The sequence below is a fragment of the Pseudooceanicola sp. NS-SX9 genome (assembly GCF_057380705.1).
This window is the reverse complement of the sequence record NZ_JBXXRN010000006.1, coordinates 18,425-31,919: the sequence shown is the minus strand read 5'-3', so window position 1 is coordinate 31,919 and position 13,495 is coordinate 18,425. Positions and strand designations below refer to the sequence as shown.

Annotated in this window: 12 protein-coding genes; 7 read left to right on the top strand and 5 right to left on the bottom strand. The window is 68.2% G+C overall.

Annotated elements, in window-relative coordinates:
* Positions 1 to 10 precede the first annotated feature (10 nt).
* The 5 genes from AC2ITM_RS22190 to AC2ITM_RS22170 form a co-directional block, all read right to left on the bottom strand.
* Positions 11 to 802 carry a transporter substrate-binding domain-containing protein gene (locus AC2ITM_RS22190; RefSeq protein ID WP_486470571.1) on the bottom strand — a complete coding sequence of 264 codons (792 nt, stop codon included), beginning with the start codon at positions 800 to 802 and terminating at the stop codon, positions 11 to 13.
* 1 nt (position 803) lies between these two features.
* On the bottom strand, positions 804 to 1,499 hold the full coding sequence (locus AC2ITM_RS22185) for a GntR family transcriptional regulator (protein WP_486470570.1): 696 nt from the start codon (positions 1,497 to 1,499) through the stop codon (positions 804 to 806).
* Between the two features lie 252 nt (positions 1,500 to 1,751).
* Positions 1,752 to 2,024: a DUF6525 family protein gene (locus AC2ITM_RS22180; RefSeq protein WP_486470569.1), complete on the bottom strand. Its 273-nt coding sequence runs from the start codon at positions 2,022 to 2,024 to the stop codon at positions 1,752 to 1,754.
* Entirely contained in the window at positions 2,021 to 3,229 is a 1,209-nt protein-coding gene (locus AC2ITM_RS22175; protein ID WP_486470568.1) for a GTP-binding protein, read from the bottom strand. The genes AC2ITM_RS22180 and AC2ITM_RS22175 overlap by 4 nt, the downstream gene beginning before the upstream one ends.
* Positions 3,230 to 3,331: 102 nt before the next feature.
* The gene (locus AC2ITM_RS22170) at positions 3,332 to 4,348 is read right to left on the bottom strand and encodes a LacI family DNA-binding transcriptional regulator (protein ID WP_486470567.1); all 1,017 of its coding nucleotides are present in this window, start codon (positions 4,346 to 4,348) and stop codon (positions 3,332 to 3,334) included.
* A gap of 180 nt (positions 4,349 to 4,528) precedes the next feature.
* On the opposite strand from AC2ITM_RS22170, the gene iolG reads away from it, so the two are divergent.
* The 7 genes from iolG to iolD all read left to right on the top strand — a co-directional run bounded on the left by iolG (position 4,529) and on the right by iolD (position 13,475).
* The gene (gene iolG / locus AC2ITM_RS22165; RefSeq protein WP_486470566.1) at positions 4,529 to 5,515 is read left to right on the top strand and encodes an inositol 2-dehydrogenase; all 987 of its coding nucleotides are present in this window, start codon (positions 4,529 to 4,531) and stop codon (positions 5,513 to 5,515) included.
* A gap of 118 nt (positions 5,516 to 5,633) precedes the next feature.
* Positions 5,634 to 6,554, top strand: a complete 921-nt coding sequence (locus tag AC2ITM_RS22160; RefSeq protein ID WP_486470565.1) for a sugar ABC transporter substrate-binding protein — start codon at positions 5,634 to 5,636, stop codon at positions 6,552 to 6,554.
* Between the two features lie 63 nt (positions 6,555 to 6,617).
* The gene (locus AC2ITM_RS22155; RefSeq protein WP_486470564.1) at positions 6,618 to 7,724 is read left to right on the top strand and encodes an ABC transporter permease; all 1,107 of its coding nucleotides are present in this window, start codon (positions 6,618 to 6,620) and stop codon (positions 7,722 to 7,724) included.
* A gap of 1 nt (position 7,725) precedes the next feature.
* Positions 7,726 to 8,505: an ATP-binding cassette domain-containing protein gene (locus AC2ITM_RS22150; RefSeq protein ID WP_486470563.1), complete on the top strand. Its 780-nt coding sequence runs from the start codon at positions 7,726 to 7,728 to the stop codon at positions 8,503 to 8,505.
* A gap of 46 nt (positions 8,506 to 8,551) precedes the next feature.
* Positions 8,552 to 9,622 carry a Gfo/Idh/MocA family protein gene (locus tag AC2ITM_RS22145; protein WP_486470644.1) on the top strand — a complete coding sequence of 357 codons (1,071 nt, stop codon included), beginning with the start codon at positions 8,552 to 8,554 and terminating at the stop codon, positions 9,620 to 9,622.
* Positions 9,619 to 11,529: a bifunctional 5-dehydro-2-deoxygluconokinase/5-dehydro-2-deoxyphosphogluconate aldolase gene (locus AC2ITM_RS22140; RefSeq protein WP_486470562.1), complete on the top strand. Its 1,911-nt coding sequence runs from the start codon at positions 9,619 to 9,621 to the stop codon at positions 11,527 to 11,529. Before AC2ITM_RS22145 ends, AC2ITM_RS22140 begins: the two co-directional genes overlap by 4 nt.
* Positions 11,530 to 11,618: 89 nt before the next feature.
* The gene (iolD, locus tag AC2ITM_RS22135; RefSeq protein WP_486469570.1) at positions 11,619 to 13,475 is read left to right on the top strand and encodes a 3D-(3,5/4)-trihydroxycyclohexane-1,2-dione acylhydrolase (decyclizing); all 1,857 of its coding nucleotides are present in this window, start codon (positions 11,619 to 11,621) and stop codon (positions 13,473 to 13,475) included.
* The last annotated feature ends 20 nt before the right edge of the window (positions 13,476 to 13,495 follow it).

Below are 13,495 nucleotides of genomic sequence, written 5' to 3'. Positions count from 1 at the left end.
TGGGTGGGGGTTACAGATCCGACGGCAGGTCCATGCCCAGCCATTTCTGCGAGATCTTGTTCAGATCGCCATCGGTCTTGGCCTCGGCGATGATCGCATCCACCTTGTCCTTCAGCGCGCCCTCGTTCTTGTTCATGCCGATGTAGCAGGGCGAGTTCTTGATCAGGAACTTCATCTCGGGCTTTTTCGGCGGCTTGCGGGCGACGATGGCGGCGGCCACGACGTTGCCGGTGGCGATCGCATCCACCTGACCCGACAGGAAGGCCGAGATCGTGCCGTTGTTGTCCTCATACCGTTTCAGCGTCGCGCCTTCGGGAGCGACCTTCGTCAGCTCCAGATCCTCGATCGAGCCGCGGGTGACGCCGACGGTCTTGCCGGCCAGATCGGCCGCATCGGCGATCTTGGTGTCGGCGGGGGCGAAGACGCCGTTGTAGAAGGGCGCATAGGCGGTCGAAAAGTCGATCACGGCCTCACGCTCGGCATTCTTGCCCATGGACGAGATCACCAGATCCACCTTGCCGGTCTGCAGGTAGGGGATGCGGTTGGCCGAGGTCACCGGCACCAGCTCCAGCTTGACGCCCAGCTGCTTGGCGATCAGGCCCGCCATGTCGATATCGTAGCCCTGCGGTTTCATGTCGATGCCGACTGAGCCGAACGGCGGAAAGTCCTGCGGCACGGCGATGCGGATCGTCCCCTTGGAGGTGATGTCCGCAAGCGCATCCGCGAAGGCGGTCTGCGCGCCCCCGATCAGCGTCAGCGTGGCGGCGGCGGCGGCGGCAAGAAAGTGGCGCTTGGTCAGCATGTTAGTTCCCCAGATCTGTTTTTTCTGTTTGATTTGATGATGCGGTTTGGTCTTCGGGGCGGCGGGTCTTGCGGCCTTCGCCGGTCGCCCGGTCCAGTCGAAGGGTGTCACGCAGGCTGCCCAGAGGGTCCGGCGCGATATCGGTGTTGAGGCCCGCTTCGACATCTTCCAGATGATCGAAGCTGAGGCGGGCGGCGCGTTCCATGTCGCCTGCGGCAATCGCCTCGACGATCTCGACATGATCCTTATGCGAGGCCAGCGCGTTCATCTCGGACTGGTAGCAGAGCGAGATCAGGATGGTGCGTGCGGTCAGGGTCTGCAGCATCTCGACCAGCGCGCGGTTGCCCGAGGCCTCGGCGACGCGGACGTGGAAGTCGCCCATCAGGTAGGTCAGCGTGCTTTTGTCGCCGGCGGCGATGGCGGCGCGCTCTTCCTCGATATGGGCGCGCAGGCGGGCGATGGCGGCGGGGGCAAAGGGCTGCGATTTCGCCAGAAAGCCATATTCCAGGAACCGCCGGGTGGCATAGACTTGGCCTGCTTCCTCGGCGTCGGGGGTGTTGACGAACCAGCCGCGCCGGGCCTCGACCCGGACGATGCGGCGGGTTTCCAGCCGTGTCAGGGCCTCGCGGATCAGGGTGCGGGACACCCCGAAGGCCTCGGCCAGCTGGGTTTCCGACAGCTTGGACCCCGGGGGCATGCGGCCTTCGACGACCGCGGACAGCAGCGTATTTTCAATTCCCCTTGGCACGTCGTCTCCCGTCCGGGTTTGCAGATCAATCTTGTATGCAAGATCTGCACGGCAGTTTGCAGCGCGGCAATTGGCGGGAAGGGCCTTGCTGGCATGGGTGCAGCGGATGGGCGGATTTTGCGTAGCAAATAGGCGATGGTGCCGTTGTTGCAGGCGCAACATGTACGAAGCCGCCCGGATGGGGGCGGCTTCGGGGCAGAATCAGCGGGCGGTCGGGTGGTCCGGGCCCCAGACCTTCGGGGCATCGCGACCCAGCAGCGCGGCCTCGGTCCGGGTGAGGTGCTCGAGCGCGCGGGCGGGATCGCCGCGGGCCGCCGCCAGCGCCCGGGTCCAGCTGCGCCGGGCCGAGGCGGGAGACCAGGGCAGCGCCGCCTGCGCCAGCCAGGCCCGCAGCGGCGCGGGCAGGGCATCATAGCTGCGCATCGGGTCGCGGGCCTGCCGCCGCCGTGGCAGGCTGCTGGCAAGGTTCGTCATGCGGCGCGGCGCCAGGCGGGGAAGGGATCGGGCAGCTGCGTCCAGGCCTCGGGGGCAAAGGCGGTGTCGGGCAGCAGCGCGCCGTCCAGCGCCGCGGTGATCGCCGCGCGGTCCATGCCGGTGCCGATAAAGACCAGTTCCTGCCGGCGATCGCCCCAGGGCGCCTGCCAGTGCTGCGCCAGATAGGCCACGGCCTGCGGATGGGTCGGGCGGCGCGCCTCGGAGACGCTGGCCCACCACTGGCCCAGCGGTCGCACCGTCGACAGCGCCCCCGCCAGCGAGAATTCCGCCAGCCAGTCCGGCCGGGTGGCGATCCAGAAATGCCCCTTGGCGCGGATCACGCCCGGCAGATCGCCGTTCAGCACGTCATGGATGCGCTGCGGATCAAAGGGCCGCCGGGCGCGGTAGACGAAGGAGGTGACGCCGTATTCCTCGGTCTCGGGGGTGTGGTCGGCAAAGCCGTACAGCTCCTTCGCCCAGAGCGGATGTTCATGGGCGGTCTCGAAGTCGAACAGCCCGGTATCAAGGATCTGGTCGGGGTCGACCCGGCCATGGTCAGTTTCCAGGATCCGGGCATCGGGGTTCAGCGCGGTGATGATGGCGCGGGCGGCGGCCAGGCGTTCGGGGCCGGCATCCGTGACCTTGTTCAGCACCACCACATCGGCGAATTCCACCTGGTCGACCAGCAGATCGACGATGGTGCGTTCATCGCCCTCGCCCGCGGTTTCGCCCCGGTCGCGCAGGAAATCATGGCTGGAATAGTCCTTCAGCAGGTGGATCGTGTCGACCACCGTCACCATCGTATCCAGCCGCGCCACGTCCGACAGGCTGTCGCCGCTCTCGTCGCGGAATTCGAAGGTGGCGGCCACCGGCAGGGGCTCGGCGATCCCGGTGCCCTCGATCAGCAGGTAGTCAAAGCGGTCTTCGGCGGCAAGGCGGCGAACCTCGGTCAGCAGGTCGTCGCGCAGGGTGCAGCAGATGCAGCCGTTGGTCATCTCGACCAGCTTTTCCTGCGTCTGGCTGAGGTCGGCGCCGCCGTCACGGACCAGATCGGCGTCGATGTTGACCTCGGACATGTCGTTGACGATGACCGCGACGCGGCGGCCCTCGCGGTTGTTCAGCACGGCATTCAGCAGCGTCGTCTTGCCCGCCCCCAGAAAGCCGGACAGGACGGTGACGGGCAGGCGGGGATCGCGGTGGGGCATGGGCTCTCTCGGGTGTGTTACGTTATACCATAACATACACCACGAAGCCGGGGCCCGTGGCAAGCCCCCGCCCGGCCGACGCTACGGCAGGGCGGGGTGGGATCAGGCGCTGTCGCGGATCACCATCTGGCCCTCGAACAGGCGGTCAAAGTCCCGGGCCTCGTGGCTTTCCAGCACCTCGACCAGATATTCGGCCATCTCGGTCAGGGGCTGGCGATAGGTGGTCAGGCGGTAGTTCGGGCTTGTGGTCTGCGGCACGTCGTCAAAGCCCGTCACGGCAATGTCCTGCGGCACCCGAAGGCCCAGCACGTGGCGGATCGCGTCGATCGTGCCAAGCGCCAGGGCGTCGTTCTCGCAGACGATGACATCGGGCATCTGCGCCCGGCCCCGCAGCGCCTGTGCCACCACGTCCGAGGCCAGCGTCGGATCATAGGCATCGACCCCGACGCAATCGGGCGTGGCGCCGGTGCGCTGGCGCCAGTAGCCCAGGAAGGTTTCCTTGCGCAGCAGATGCGCCGAGGCGGTGCGCGGCCCGGCCAGGAACATCGGCCGCTGGTAGCCGCGGCCATGGACGTATTCGGCGATCTGCGTCATCGCCCGCACGTCATCCACCGCGATCGAGATCGTGTCGGGGTTCTGTGAACTGCGGGCAAAGATGATCAGCTTGCGAAAGCGGCGGGCATGGTGGGCGGCCTCCAGCACCTCGTCGTCGAACTGGATGCCGATCAGGATCACCGCATCGACCCGCCGCTGGCTGGCGTTCAGCAGCGCCGGCCCCGCGTCTTCCTTGTCGAGCGAGTTGACCAGCAGCGTATCCCAGCCATGCCGGCGCAGCACGCGCGTCAGCCGCTCCATCATCACCAGCTTGTGGGGATTGGCGAAATCGTCGACCAGCAGCGCCACCAGGTTCGACCGGTCCGAGGCCAGGCTGGCCGCGCGCAGGTCGGGCACATAGCCCAGGGCCTCGGCCGCCTGCATCACCTTCTCGCGCGTGCGCGGCGAGATCGAGGCATCCTTCTTGAACGCCCGGTTCACCGTCCAGCGCGACACGCCCGCGGCGGCGGCCACGTCGTCGGCGGTCACGTGCAGGCTGGTCTCGAAGGTCTTCTTGTCGGTCATCGGTGTCGTGGTCTCCCTGGTCCTGGTCCTGATCATAGCGGGGATCGGGGGGAATGTCCCGTCCTCGTGCACTCGGGTGCAAAAATCTTGCACGCGGGTGCAATTAAGGATTGCACGCGGGTGCAACGCTAGGGCAAGGTGCCGGAGGAGACGCGGCGACTCGCTGCGGGAGGAGACGGAATGCTGAAAGTTGGATTGCTAGGCGCCGGCCGGATCGGTCAGGTGCATGCGGTGAATATTGCAGCTCATCCGGGCAGTTGCCTGGTGGCGGTGTCGGATGTGATGGCGGGGGCTGCGGAAACGCTGGGGGCGAAATATGGCGCCGAGGCCCGCACCTCGGCCGAGATCATCGCCGATCCTGCCATCGACGCGGTTCTGGTGGCGACCTCGACCGACACCCATTCGGATCTGATCGAGGCGGCGACGGCGGCGGGCAAGGCGGTGCTGTGCGAAAAGCCGGTGGACCTGTCGCTGGAGCGCGCCCGCGCTTGCCAGAGGGCCGCCGATGCCACCGGCCGTCCGGTGATGATCGGTTTCAACCGCCGCTTCGACCCGAACTTTGCCGCGCTGAAGACGGCGCTGGAAGCCGGAGAGATCGGCGCGCCGGAACTGCTGTCGGTCACCAGCTTTGATCCGGCACCGCCGCCGGTCAGCTACATCAAGGTCTCGGGCGGGTTGTTCCGGGACATGATGATCCACGATTTCGACATGGCGAATTTCCTGATGGGCGGTGCGCCGGTCAGCGTCCATGCGGTGGGCAGCGCCATCGTCTCGGACGAGATCGGCGCGGCGGGGGATGTGACCACGGCCGTTGTCACCCTGTCCTATGCCGATGGCCGGATCGCCGTCATCAAGAACAGCCGCCGCGCGGTCTATGGCTATGACCAGCGGGTCGAGCTGCTGGGTTCGGAAGGCCTGCTGCAGGCGCAGAACATGCTGGAGAACACGGTGATCAAGTCCACCACGGCGGGCGTCACCGGTGCCAAGCCCACCTACTTTTTCCTTGAACGTTACATGCCGGCCTATGCGGCGGAATGGGACGCCTTCGTCGGCGCCGTGACGCAGGGCACGCCCCTGCCGGTGACGCTGGCCGACGGCATCGACGCGCTGGCCCTGGCCGAGGCCGCCACGGCCTCGTTGCAGCAGGGCGGTCCGGTCCGGCTGTAACCCGCCTCGGCCTTGAGGAGGGCCGCCTTCCGGTGCCCGCGCGGGCACCGGTCCACCACCGGCAGGAGGGCCGGTGACTGCCGGGGATCAACCCCGGTCATCCAATGGGAGGAACCACATGAAGACCCTTATCGCATCCGCCGTTCTGGCGGGGCTGTGCGCGGCTGCGCCGGCGATGGCCACCGACATCATCGTCGTGGCCCATGGCCAGGCCAACGACCCGTTCTGGTCGGTCGTCAAGAACGGTGCCCAGAAGGCCGGCAAGGACATGGGCGTCAACGTCGATTTCCGCTCGCCCGAGACTTTCGACATGGTCCAGATGAGCCAGATGATCGACGCCGCCGTCAACCAGGAGCCCGACGGGCTGGTGGTCTCGATCCCCGATGCCGATGCGCTCGGGCCCTCGATCAAGCGCGCGGTCGAGGCGGGCATTCCGGTGATCTCGATGAATGCGGGCTCGGATGTCTCGAAGGAGCTGGGCGCGAAGCTGCATGTCGGCCAGTCGGAATTCGACGCCGGCAAGACCGCCGGTGAAAAGCTGGCCGAGATGGGCGGCACCAAGGGCATCTGCGTCAACCAGGAGGTCGGCAACGTCTCGCTCGACCAGCGCTGCGCGGGCTTTGCCGAGGGCTTTGGCCACGAGGTCACGGTGATCCCGACCCAGAACGACCCGGCCGAGGTCGAATCCAAGGTGCGCGCCGCGCTGCAATCGGACCCGGACGTGAACACCGTGCTGGGCCTTGGGGCCTCGCTGGTGGGGGAACCGGCGGTGGCGGCGGTGCAGGCGCTTGGCCGCAGTGACGTGCTGGTGGCCAGTTTCGACCTGTCGGCGGGCTTTCTGAAGGACGTGGCCGACGGCAAGGCGGCCTTTGCCATCGACCAGCAGCAGTTCCTGCAGGGCTACCTGCCGGTCGTCTTCCTGGCGCTGAATGCCGAATACGGGCTGATGCCCGGCGGCAACGTGCCCTCGGGTCCCAATCTGGTGACCAAAGAGACCGCCGCCAAGGTGATCGACCTGTCCGCCAAGGGCATCCGCTGATCGCCCATGCCCCCCGGGCCGCGCGAGGCGCGCGCGGCCCCCGCTCCAGAACGGGAGAGGCTTATGCCTGCCGACATCGCCATGCAGACCGATGAGCGCATTGCGCCCGAATCCTTCGCCACCCGCCTGATGAAACGCCCCGAGCTGGGCGCCATCGGAGGGGTGATCCTGGTCACGCTGTTCTTCCTGATCACCGCCGACCGCACCATGTTCACCCTGTCGGGCATCATGAACTTCATGACCCCCGCCGCCCAGCTGGGCATTCTGGGGATCGCCGCCGCCATGCTGATGATCGGCGGTGAATTCGACCTGTCGATCGGGTCAATGGTGGCCTTTGCCGGCATGATCTTTGGCGTGCTGACCGTCAATCTGGGGCTGCCGCTGATCCTGGCCATTCCGCTGACCATGGCCTTCGCCGCCTGCGTGGGCGCGCTGAACGGCGCCATCGTGCTGCGCACCGGGCTGCCGTCGTTCATCGTGACGCTGGCGGGCCTCTTCATCCTGCGGGGCGCGGCGCTGGTGGGGCTGAAGATCTTCACCGGCGGGTCCACCCAGCTGCGCGGCGTGCGCGATGCGGTGCAGGGCGACTGGCTGGCACCGCTGTTTTCCGGCGACGCGCTTGGCTTTGTCTTCCGGGGTCTGGCCCATGCGGGGGTGATCGACACCTTCAAGTCCGGCGCCCCCAAGGTCCCCGGTATTCCGGTGGAAATCCTGTGGTTCCTGGGCTTTGCGCTGGCCTGCACCTATGTGCTGCTGCGCACGGCGGCGGGCAACTGGATCTTCGCCACCGGCGGCGACACCAATGCGGCCAAGAATTCCGGCGTGCCGGTGCGCAAGGTGAAGATCGCGCTGTTCATGCTGACGGCGGTGGCCGCGACCCTTGTGGCGGTGATCACCGTGATCGATGCCGGATCCACCGATGCGCGGCGCGGCTTCATGAAGGAATTCGAGGCCATCATCACCGCGGTGATCGGCGGCTGCCTGCTGACGGGGGGCTATGGCTCGGCCATCGGGGCGTTCTTCGGGGCGATCATCTTTGGCATGGTCACCATCGGGCTGACCTACACCAACTTCGATCAGGACTGGTTCCAGATCTTCCTGGGCGGGATGCTGCTGCTGGCCGTGGTCTTCAACAACGCAATCCGCAAGCGCGTGACGGGGGAACGCTGAGATGACCCAACCCATCATCCACATGGAAGGCATCAAGAAGCACTTCGGCAATGTCATCGCCCTGAACGGCGTCACCTTCGACGTGGTGCCCGGCGAATGCCACTGCCTGCTGGGCGACAACGGTGCCGGCAAGTCGACCTTCATCAAGACCATGTCCGGGGTCCACAAACCCAGCGAGGGCTCGATCACCTTCGAGGGCAAGCCGCTGTCGTTCGACAGCCCCCGCGACGCGATGGAGGCCGGGATTGCCACCGTCTTCCAGGACCTTGCGATGATCCCGCTGATGTCGGTCACCCGCAACTTCTTCATGGGCCGGGAACCGACCAGGGGCAGGGGCCTGCTGAAGCGCTTTGACCTGGAACAGGCCAACCAGATCACCATGGAAGAGATGCGCAAGATGGGCATCAACCTGCGCGCGCCCGATCAGGCGGTGGGCACGCTGTCGGGGGGCGAACGCCAGACCGTCGCCATCGCCCGGGCGGTCTATTTCGGCGCCAAGGTGCTGATCCTGGACGAACCGACCTCGGCGCTTGGGGTGCGGCAGACCTCGAACGTGCTCTCTACCATCGACCGGGTGCGGCGGCAGGGCGTGGGGGTGGTCTTCATCAGCCACAACGTGCGCCATGCGCTGGCGGTGGGGGATCGCTTTACCGTGCTGAACCGGGGCCAGACCCTGGGCACGGCCCAGAAGGGCGACATCACCGCCCCCGAGCTGCAGGACCTGATGGCCGGCGGACAGGAGCTGGCCGAACTGGAGGGATCCCTTGGTGGCACGATCTGAATTGCCGCAGGTCCCGCTGGGCGTGGCGCTGATCGGCACCGGTTTCATGGGACGCTGCCATGCCATGGCCTGGGGGAACCTGTCGCGGGTCTTCGGCGGGGCGCCGCCGCGGCTGCAGGTGCTGGCGGATGCCGATGCCGATCTGGCGCGGGCCCGCGCCGCGGACTGGGGCTTTGCCCGTGGCACCAGTGACTGGCAGGATGCGGTGCGTGATCCCCTGGTCGACGTGGTGTCGATCACCGCGCCCAACGGGCTGCATCGTCCGATGGCCGAGGCCGCGCTGCAGGCGGGCAAGCATGTCTGGCTGGAAAAGCCGATGGCGCTGACGCTGGACGATGCCCGTGCCATGGCGCAGGTCGCCGCCGCCCATCCCGGGCAGGTCACGATCCTGGGCTACAACTATCTGCGCAGTCCGGCCTTTCAGGCCGCCTGCCGCCTTGTCGCCGAAGGCGCCATCGGCACGCCGCACAGTTTCCGCGGTGTCTATGACGAGGACTATTCCGCCGACCCGAGCCTCCCCTGGTCCTGGCGGATGACGAGCGAGGCTGGCGGCCTGGGCGCCCTGGGTGATCTGGGCTGCCACCTCGTGAGTCAGATGATCGCGCTGATGGGGCCAGTGGCGGAGCTGACCGCGATGACCCATATCGCGGTGCCTGCGCGCCCCGCCCCGGACGGCCCCCGGCGGGTGGAAAACGAAGACAGCGCGCTGGCGCTGCTGCGCTTTGCCTCGGGCGCACAGGGCTCCTTTGCCACCAGCCGCGTCGCCTGGGGCCGCAAGTGCCGCCTGGCCTGGGAGGTGCACGGGTCCGCAGGCACGCTGGTCTTTGATCAGGAAAACATGAACGAGCTATGGCTGATGCGGGCCGGAGAGGCGGGCTTTACCCGTCACCTGACCGGCCCCGATCAGCCCGATTTCGCCGCCTTCTGCCCGGCGCCGGGGCACAACTTCGGCTTCAACGAACAGAAGGTCATCGAGGCCCGCGACCTGTGCCGGGCGATTGCCGGCGGGGCGCCCTGCGGCCCCGATTTCGCAGCAGGCCTCGGGATCGAGGCGGTCATTCACGCCATGGCGGCCTCGGACGGGCGGCCGGTGGCGATCGAAAGGAACATCGGATGAAAGACCTTGACGTATTGACGATTGGTCGAGCTGGCGTTGATCTTTACGGTTTGCAGGTTGGCGGTCGTCTTGAGGACATGGGGACGTTCGAGAAGTACGTTGGCGGCAGCCCGACGAACATCGCCTGCGGGACGGCGCGTCTTGGGTTGCGCTCTGGGCTGATCAGCCGTGTGGGCAATGAACACATGGGGCGCTTCATCCTTGAGGAACTGGCGCGCGAGGGGGTCGAGACGGCGGGGGTGAAGACCGATCCGGAGCGGCTGACGGCGCTGGTGATCCTGGGGATCCGCGACGCGGAGCAGTTTCCGCTGATCTTCTACCGCGAGAACTGCGCCGACATGGCGCTGTGCGAGGATGACATCGACGAGGCGCTGATCGCGCGGGCCCGGGCGGTGGTGCCCACCGGCACGCATCTGAGCCACCCGCGGACCCGGGCGGCGGTGCTGAAGGCGCTGGAGCTGGCGGCCAAACATGGCGCGCGCCGGGCGCTGGACATCGACTATCGCCCCAACCTGTGGGGCGTGGCGGGCCATGGCGAGGGTGAGAGCCGCTTTGTCGAAAGCGCCGCCGTCACGGCGCAGTTGCAGCAGGTGCTGCACCATTTCGACCTGATCGTGGGCACCGAGGAAGAGTTCCACATTGCCGGCGGCACGACCGACACGATCGCGGCGCTGCGGGCGGTGCGGGCGGTCAGCGATGCGGTGCTGGTGTGCAAGCGCGGTGCCGCGGGCGCCGTGGCCTTCGAGGGCGCGATCCCCGACAGCCTGGATCAGGGCCAGAGCGGCCCCGGTTTCCCGATCGAGGTGTTCAACGTGCTGGGCGCGGGGGACGGGTTCTTTTCCGGTCTGCTGAAGGGCTGGCTGGACGGCGAGGACTGGCCGGTGGCGCTGACATACGCCAATGCCTGCGGCGCCTTCGCGGTGTCGCGCCATGGCTGCACCCCGGCCTACCCGAGCTGGGAAGAGCTGCAGTTCTTCCTGGAGCGCGGGGTCGTGCGGCCGGATCTGCGCAATGATGCGGCGCTGGACCAGCTGCACTGGGCCACCACGCGCAAGGGCCACTGGCCCGAGATGCGGGTCTTTGCCTTCGACCACCGGATGCAGCTGGAAGAGCTGCCGGGCTATACGCCTGCGAAGGGTGGCGCCTTCAAGGCGCTGTGCCTGCGCGCGGCGCTGCAGGTGGCCGAGGGCCGTCCGGGGCACGGGATCCTGTGCGATGACCGGATCGGGCGGCAGGCGCTGCAGGCGGCCAGCGGCTCGGGGCTGTGGATCGGGCGGCCCTGTGAATGGCCGGGCTCGCGGCCGCTGACGCTGGAGCCGGATCTGGGCGAGGATCTGGGGGGGCTCCGGGCCTGGGCGCGCGAGAATGTCATCAAGGTGCTGTGCTTCTGCCATCCGCAGGATGATCCCGGCCTGCGTGCGGCCCAGGAGGCGACGGTGCGGCGGCTGTTCACGGCGGGGCGGCGCAACGGGCTGGAGTGCCTGCTGGAGATCATCCCCTCGAAGGTGGGTCCGGTGGACGAGGACACGACGGCGGTGCTGATCCGGCAGTTCTACGCGGCCGGGATCCATCCCGACTGGTGGAAGCTGGAGCCGCTGCAGAGCGATGCGGCCTGGGCGGAGGCGATCCGCGCCATCGAGGAGAACGATCCCCATACCCGCGGCATCGTGGTGCTGGGGCTGGATGCGCCCGAGGCGGAGCTGGCGGCCAGTTTCGCGGTGGCGGCGCGGCATCCGCTGGTGAAGGGCTTTGCGGTGGGCCGGACGATCTTTGGCGCTGCGGCGCGGGAGTGGATGGCGGGCCGGCTGGGCGATGCGGAGGCGGTGGCGCAGATGGCGGGCCGCTACCGGCGGCTGTGCGAGATCTGGGATGGCGCGCGGGCCCGTGCGGGACGCAGCGCCGCCTGAAGGGGCGGCGGCGGGGGCCAGCCCCCGCACCCCCGGAGTATTTTGGGCCAGATGACGGGGAAGCCCGTTGCGGCCGGGAGGAAGAGCGGATGACGAAGACCATCACGATGACGGCGGCGCAGGCGATGGTGCGCTGGCTGTCGGTGCAGCAGACCGAGGACGGTGAGCGGTTCATCGAGGGCGTCTGGGCGATCTTTGGCCATGGCAATGTGGCGGGGATCGGGGCGGCGCTGGCGGAGGCGCAGGAGGTGCTGCCGACCTGGCGCGGCCAGAACGAGCAGACCATGGCCCATGCGGCCATCGCCTTTGCGAAGGCGAAGAAGCGGCGGCGGGCGATGGCGGTGACGACCTCGATCGGGCCGGGGTCGACCAATGTGGTGACGGCGGCCGCGCTGGCGCATGTGAACCGGTTGCCGCTGCTGATCGTGGCGGGGGATGTCTTTGCGGGCCGGCGCCCGGATCCGGTGCTGCAGCAGGTCGAGGATTTCGACGACGGCACGGTCAGCGCCAGCGACTGTTTCCGGCCCGTCAGCCGCTATTTCGACCGCATCACCCGACCCGAGCAGCTGCTGAGCGCGCTGCCCCGGGCGCTGCGGGTGCTGACCGATCCGGCGGGCTGCGGCCCCGTCACCCTGGCCTTTTGCCAGGATGTGCAGGCCGAGGCGCATGATTTTCCCGAGGCGTTCTTTGCGCCGCGGGTCTGGCACATCCGCCGCCCGGCGCCGGATGCGGCCGAGCTGGCGCGGGTGGCGGCGCGGATCCGGGCGGCGCGGCGGCCGGTGATCGTGTGCGGCGGCGGGGTGATCTATGCCGGGGCCGAGGCAATGCTGGCGGATTTCGCGACGCGCCACCGGATCCCGGTGATCGAGACGCAGGCCGGCAAGTCGGCGCTGCCGCAAGCGCATGAGATGAACTTTGGCGCGGCGGGTGTGGATGGGTCGGCTGCGGCGAATGCGGTGGCGCGGCAGGCGGATCTGGTGATCGCCATCGGCACGCGGCTGCAGGATTTCACCACCGGGTCGCGGACGCTGTTCGGCGCCGGGGTGCCGCTGGTGGCGCTGAACATCCAGGCCTATGACGCCGCCAAGCATGGCGCCGAGAGCCTGGTGGCGGATGCGCGGGTGGGGCTGGAGGCGCTCGGGGGGGCGTTGCAGGGCTACCGGGGCGATCCGCCGGATGCGGCGGCGCGGGCGGACTGGCTGGCGGCGGTGGATCAGCATTGTGCGCGGCCCGCGGCCCAGGCGGCGCTGCCGACGGATGCGCAGGTGATCGGCGCGGTGCAGCGGGCCAGCCGCGCCGATGCGGTGGTGCTGTGCGCGGCAGGCACCATGCCCGGGGCGCTGAAGCTGCTGTGGCAGGCGGGGCAGGGGGGCTATCACATGGAATACGGCTACAGCTGCATGGGCTACGAGGTGGCCGGTGCGATGGGGCTGAAGCTGGCCTGCCCGGAGCGCGAGGTGATCTGCTTTGTCGGCGACGGCAGCTACATGCTGGCCAATTCAGAGCTGGCGACGGCGGTGATGCGGCGGATCCCCTTCACCGTGGTGCTGACCGACAACCGCGGCTACGGCTGCATCAACCGGCTGCAGACGCTGGGCTGTGGCGGGGTGGCGTTCAACAACATGTATGTCGATTGCGCCGTCGAGGCCCAGCCCGAGATCGACTATGCGATGCATGCGGCGGCGATGGGGGCGCATGCGGTGAAGGTCGCCGGGACCGACCAGCTGGAGGCCGAGCTGGCGGCGGCGCGGCAGCGTCAGATCCCCACGGTGCTGGTCATCGAGACCCAGGCCCGCGATTTCCCCGGCACCGGCCTGCAGAGCGCGTCCGGCGCGCCCGGCTGCTTCTGGGACGTGGCCGTCCCCGAGACCGGCGGCCCCGAGAGCACCCGCGCCGCCCATCTGCGCTATCTGCAGAATGCCGCGCGGCAGCGGCTGCTCAACTGACGGCGGGCGCCTGCCCTTTT

Coding starts and splice junctions, on each gene's coding strand:
- AC2ITM_RS22190 (WP_486470571.1), bottom strand. CDS start 802: ATGCTGACCAAGCGCCACTTTCTTGCCGCCGCCGCCGCCGCCACGCTG.
- AC2ITM_RS22185 (WP_486470570.1), bottom strand. CDS start 1,499: ATGCCCCCGGGGTCCAAGCTGTCGGAAACCCAGCTGGCCGAGGCCTTC.
- AC2ITM_RS22180 (WP_486470569.1), bottom strand. CDS start 2,024: ATGACGAACCTTGCCAGCAGCCTGCCACGGCGGCGGCAGGCCCGCGAC.
- AC2ITM_RS22175 (WP_486470568.1), bottom strand. CDS start 3,229: ATGCCCCACCGCGATCCCCGCCTGCCCGTCACCGTCCTGTCCGGCTTT.
- AC2ITM_RS22170 (WP_486470567.1), bottom strand. CDS start 4,348: ATGACCGACAAGAAGACCTTCGAGACCAGCCTGCACGTGACCGCCGAC.
- iolG (WP_486470566.1), top strand. CDS start 4,529: ATGCTGAAAGTTGGATTGCTAGGCGCCGGCCGGATCGGTCAGGTGCAT.
- AC2ITM_RS22160 (WP_486470565.1), top strand. CDS start 5,634: ATGAAGACCCTTATCGCATCCGCCGTTCTGGCGGGGCTGTGCGCGGCT.
- AC2ITM_RS22155 (WP_486470564.1), top strand. CDS start 6,618: ATGCCTGCCGACATCGCCATGCAGACCGATGAGCGCATTGCGCCCGAA.
- AC2ITM_RS22150 (WP_486470563.1), top strand. CDS start 7,726: ATGACCCAACCCATCATCCACATGGAAGGCATCAAGAAGCACTTCGGC.
- AC2ITM_RS22145 (WP_486470644.1), top strand. CDS start 8,552: ATGGGACGCTGCCATGCCATGGCCTGGGGGAACCTGTCGCGGGTCTTC.
- AC2ITM_RS22140 (WP_486470562.1), top strand. CDS start 9,619: ATGAAAGACCTTGACGTATTGACGATTGGTCGAGCTGGCGTTGATCTT.
- iolD (WP_486469570.1), top strand. CDS start 11,619: ATGACGAAGACCATCACGATGACGGCGGCGCAGGCGATGGTGCGCTGG.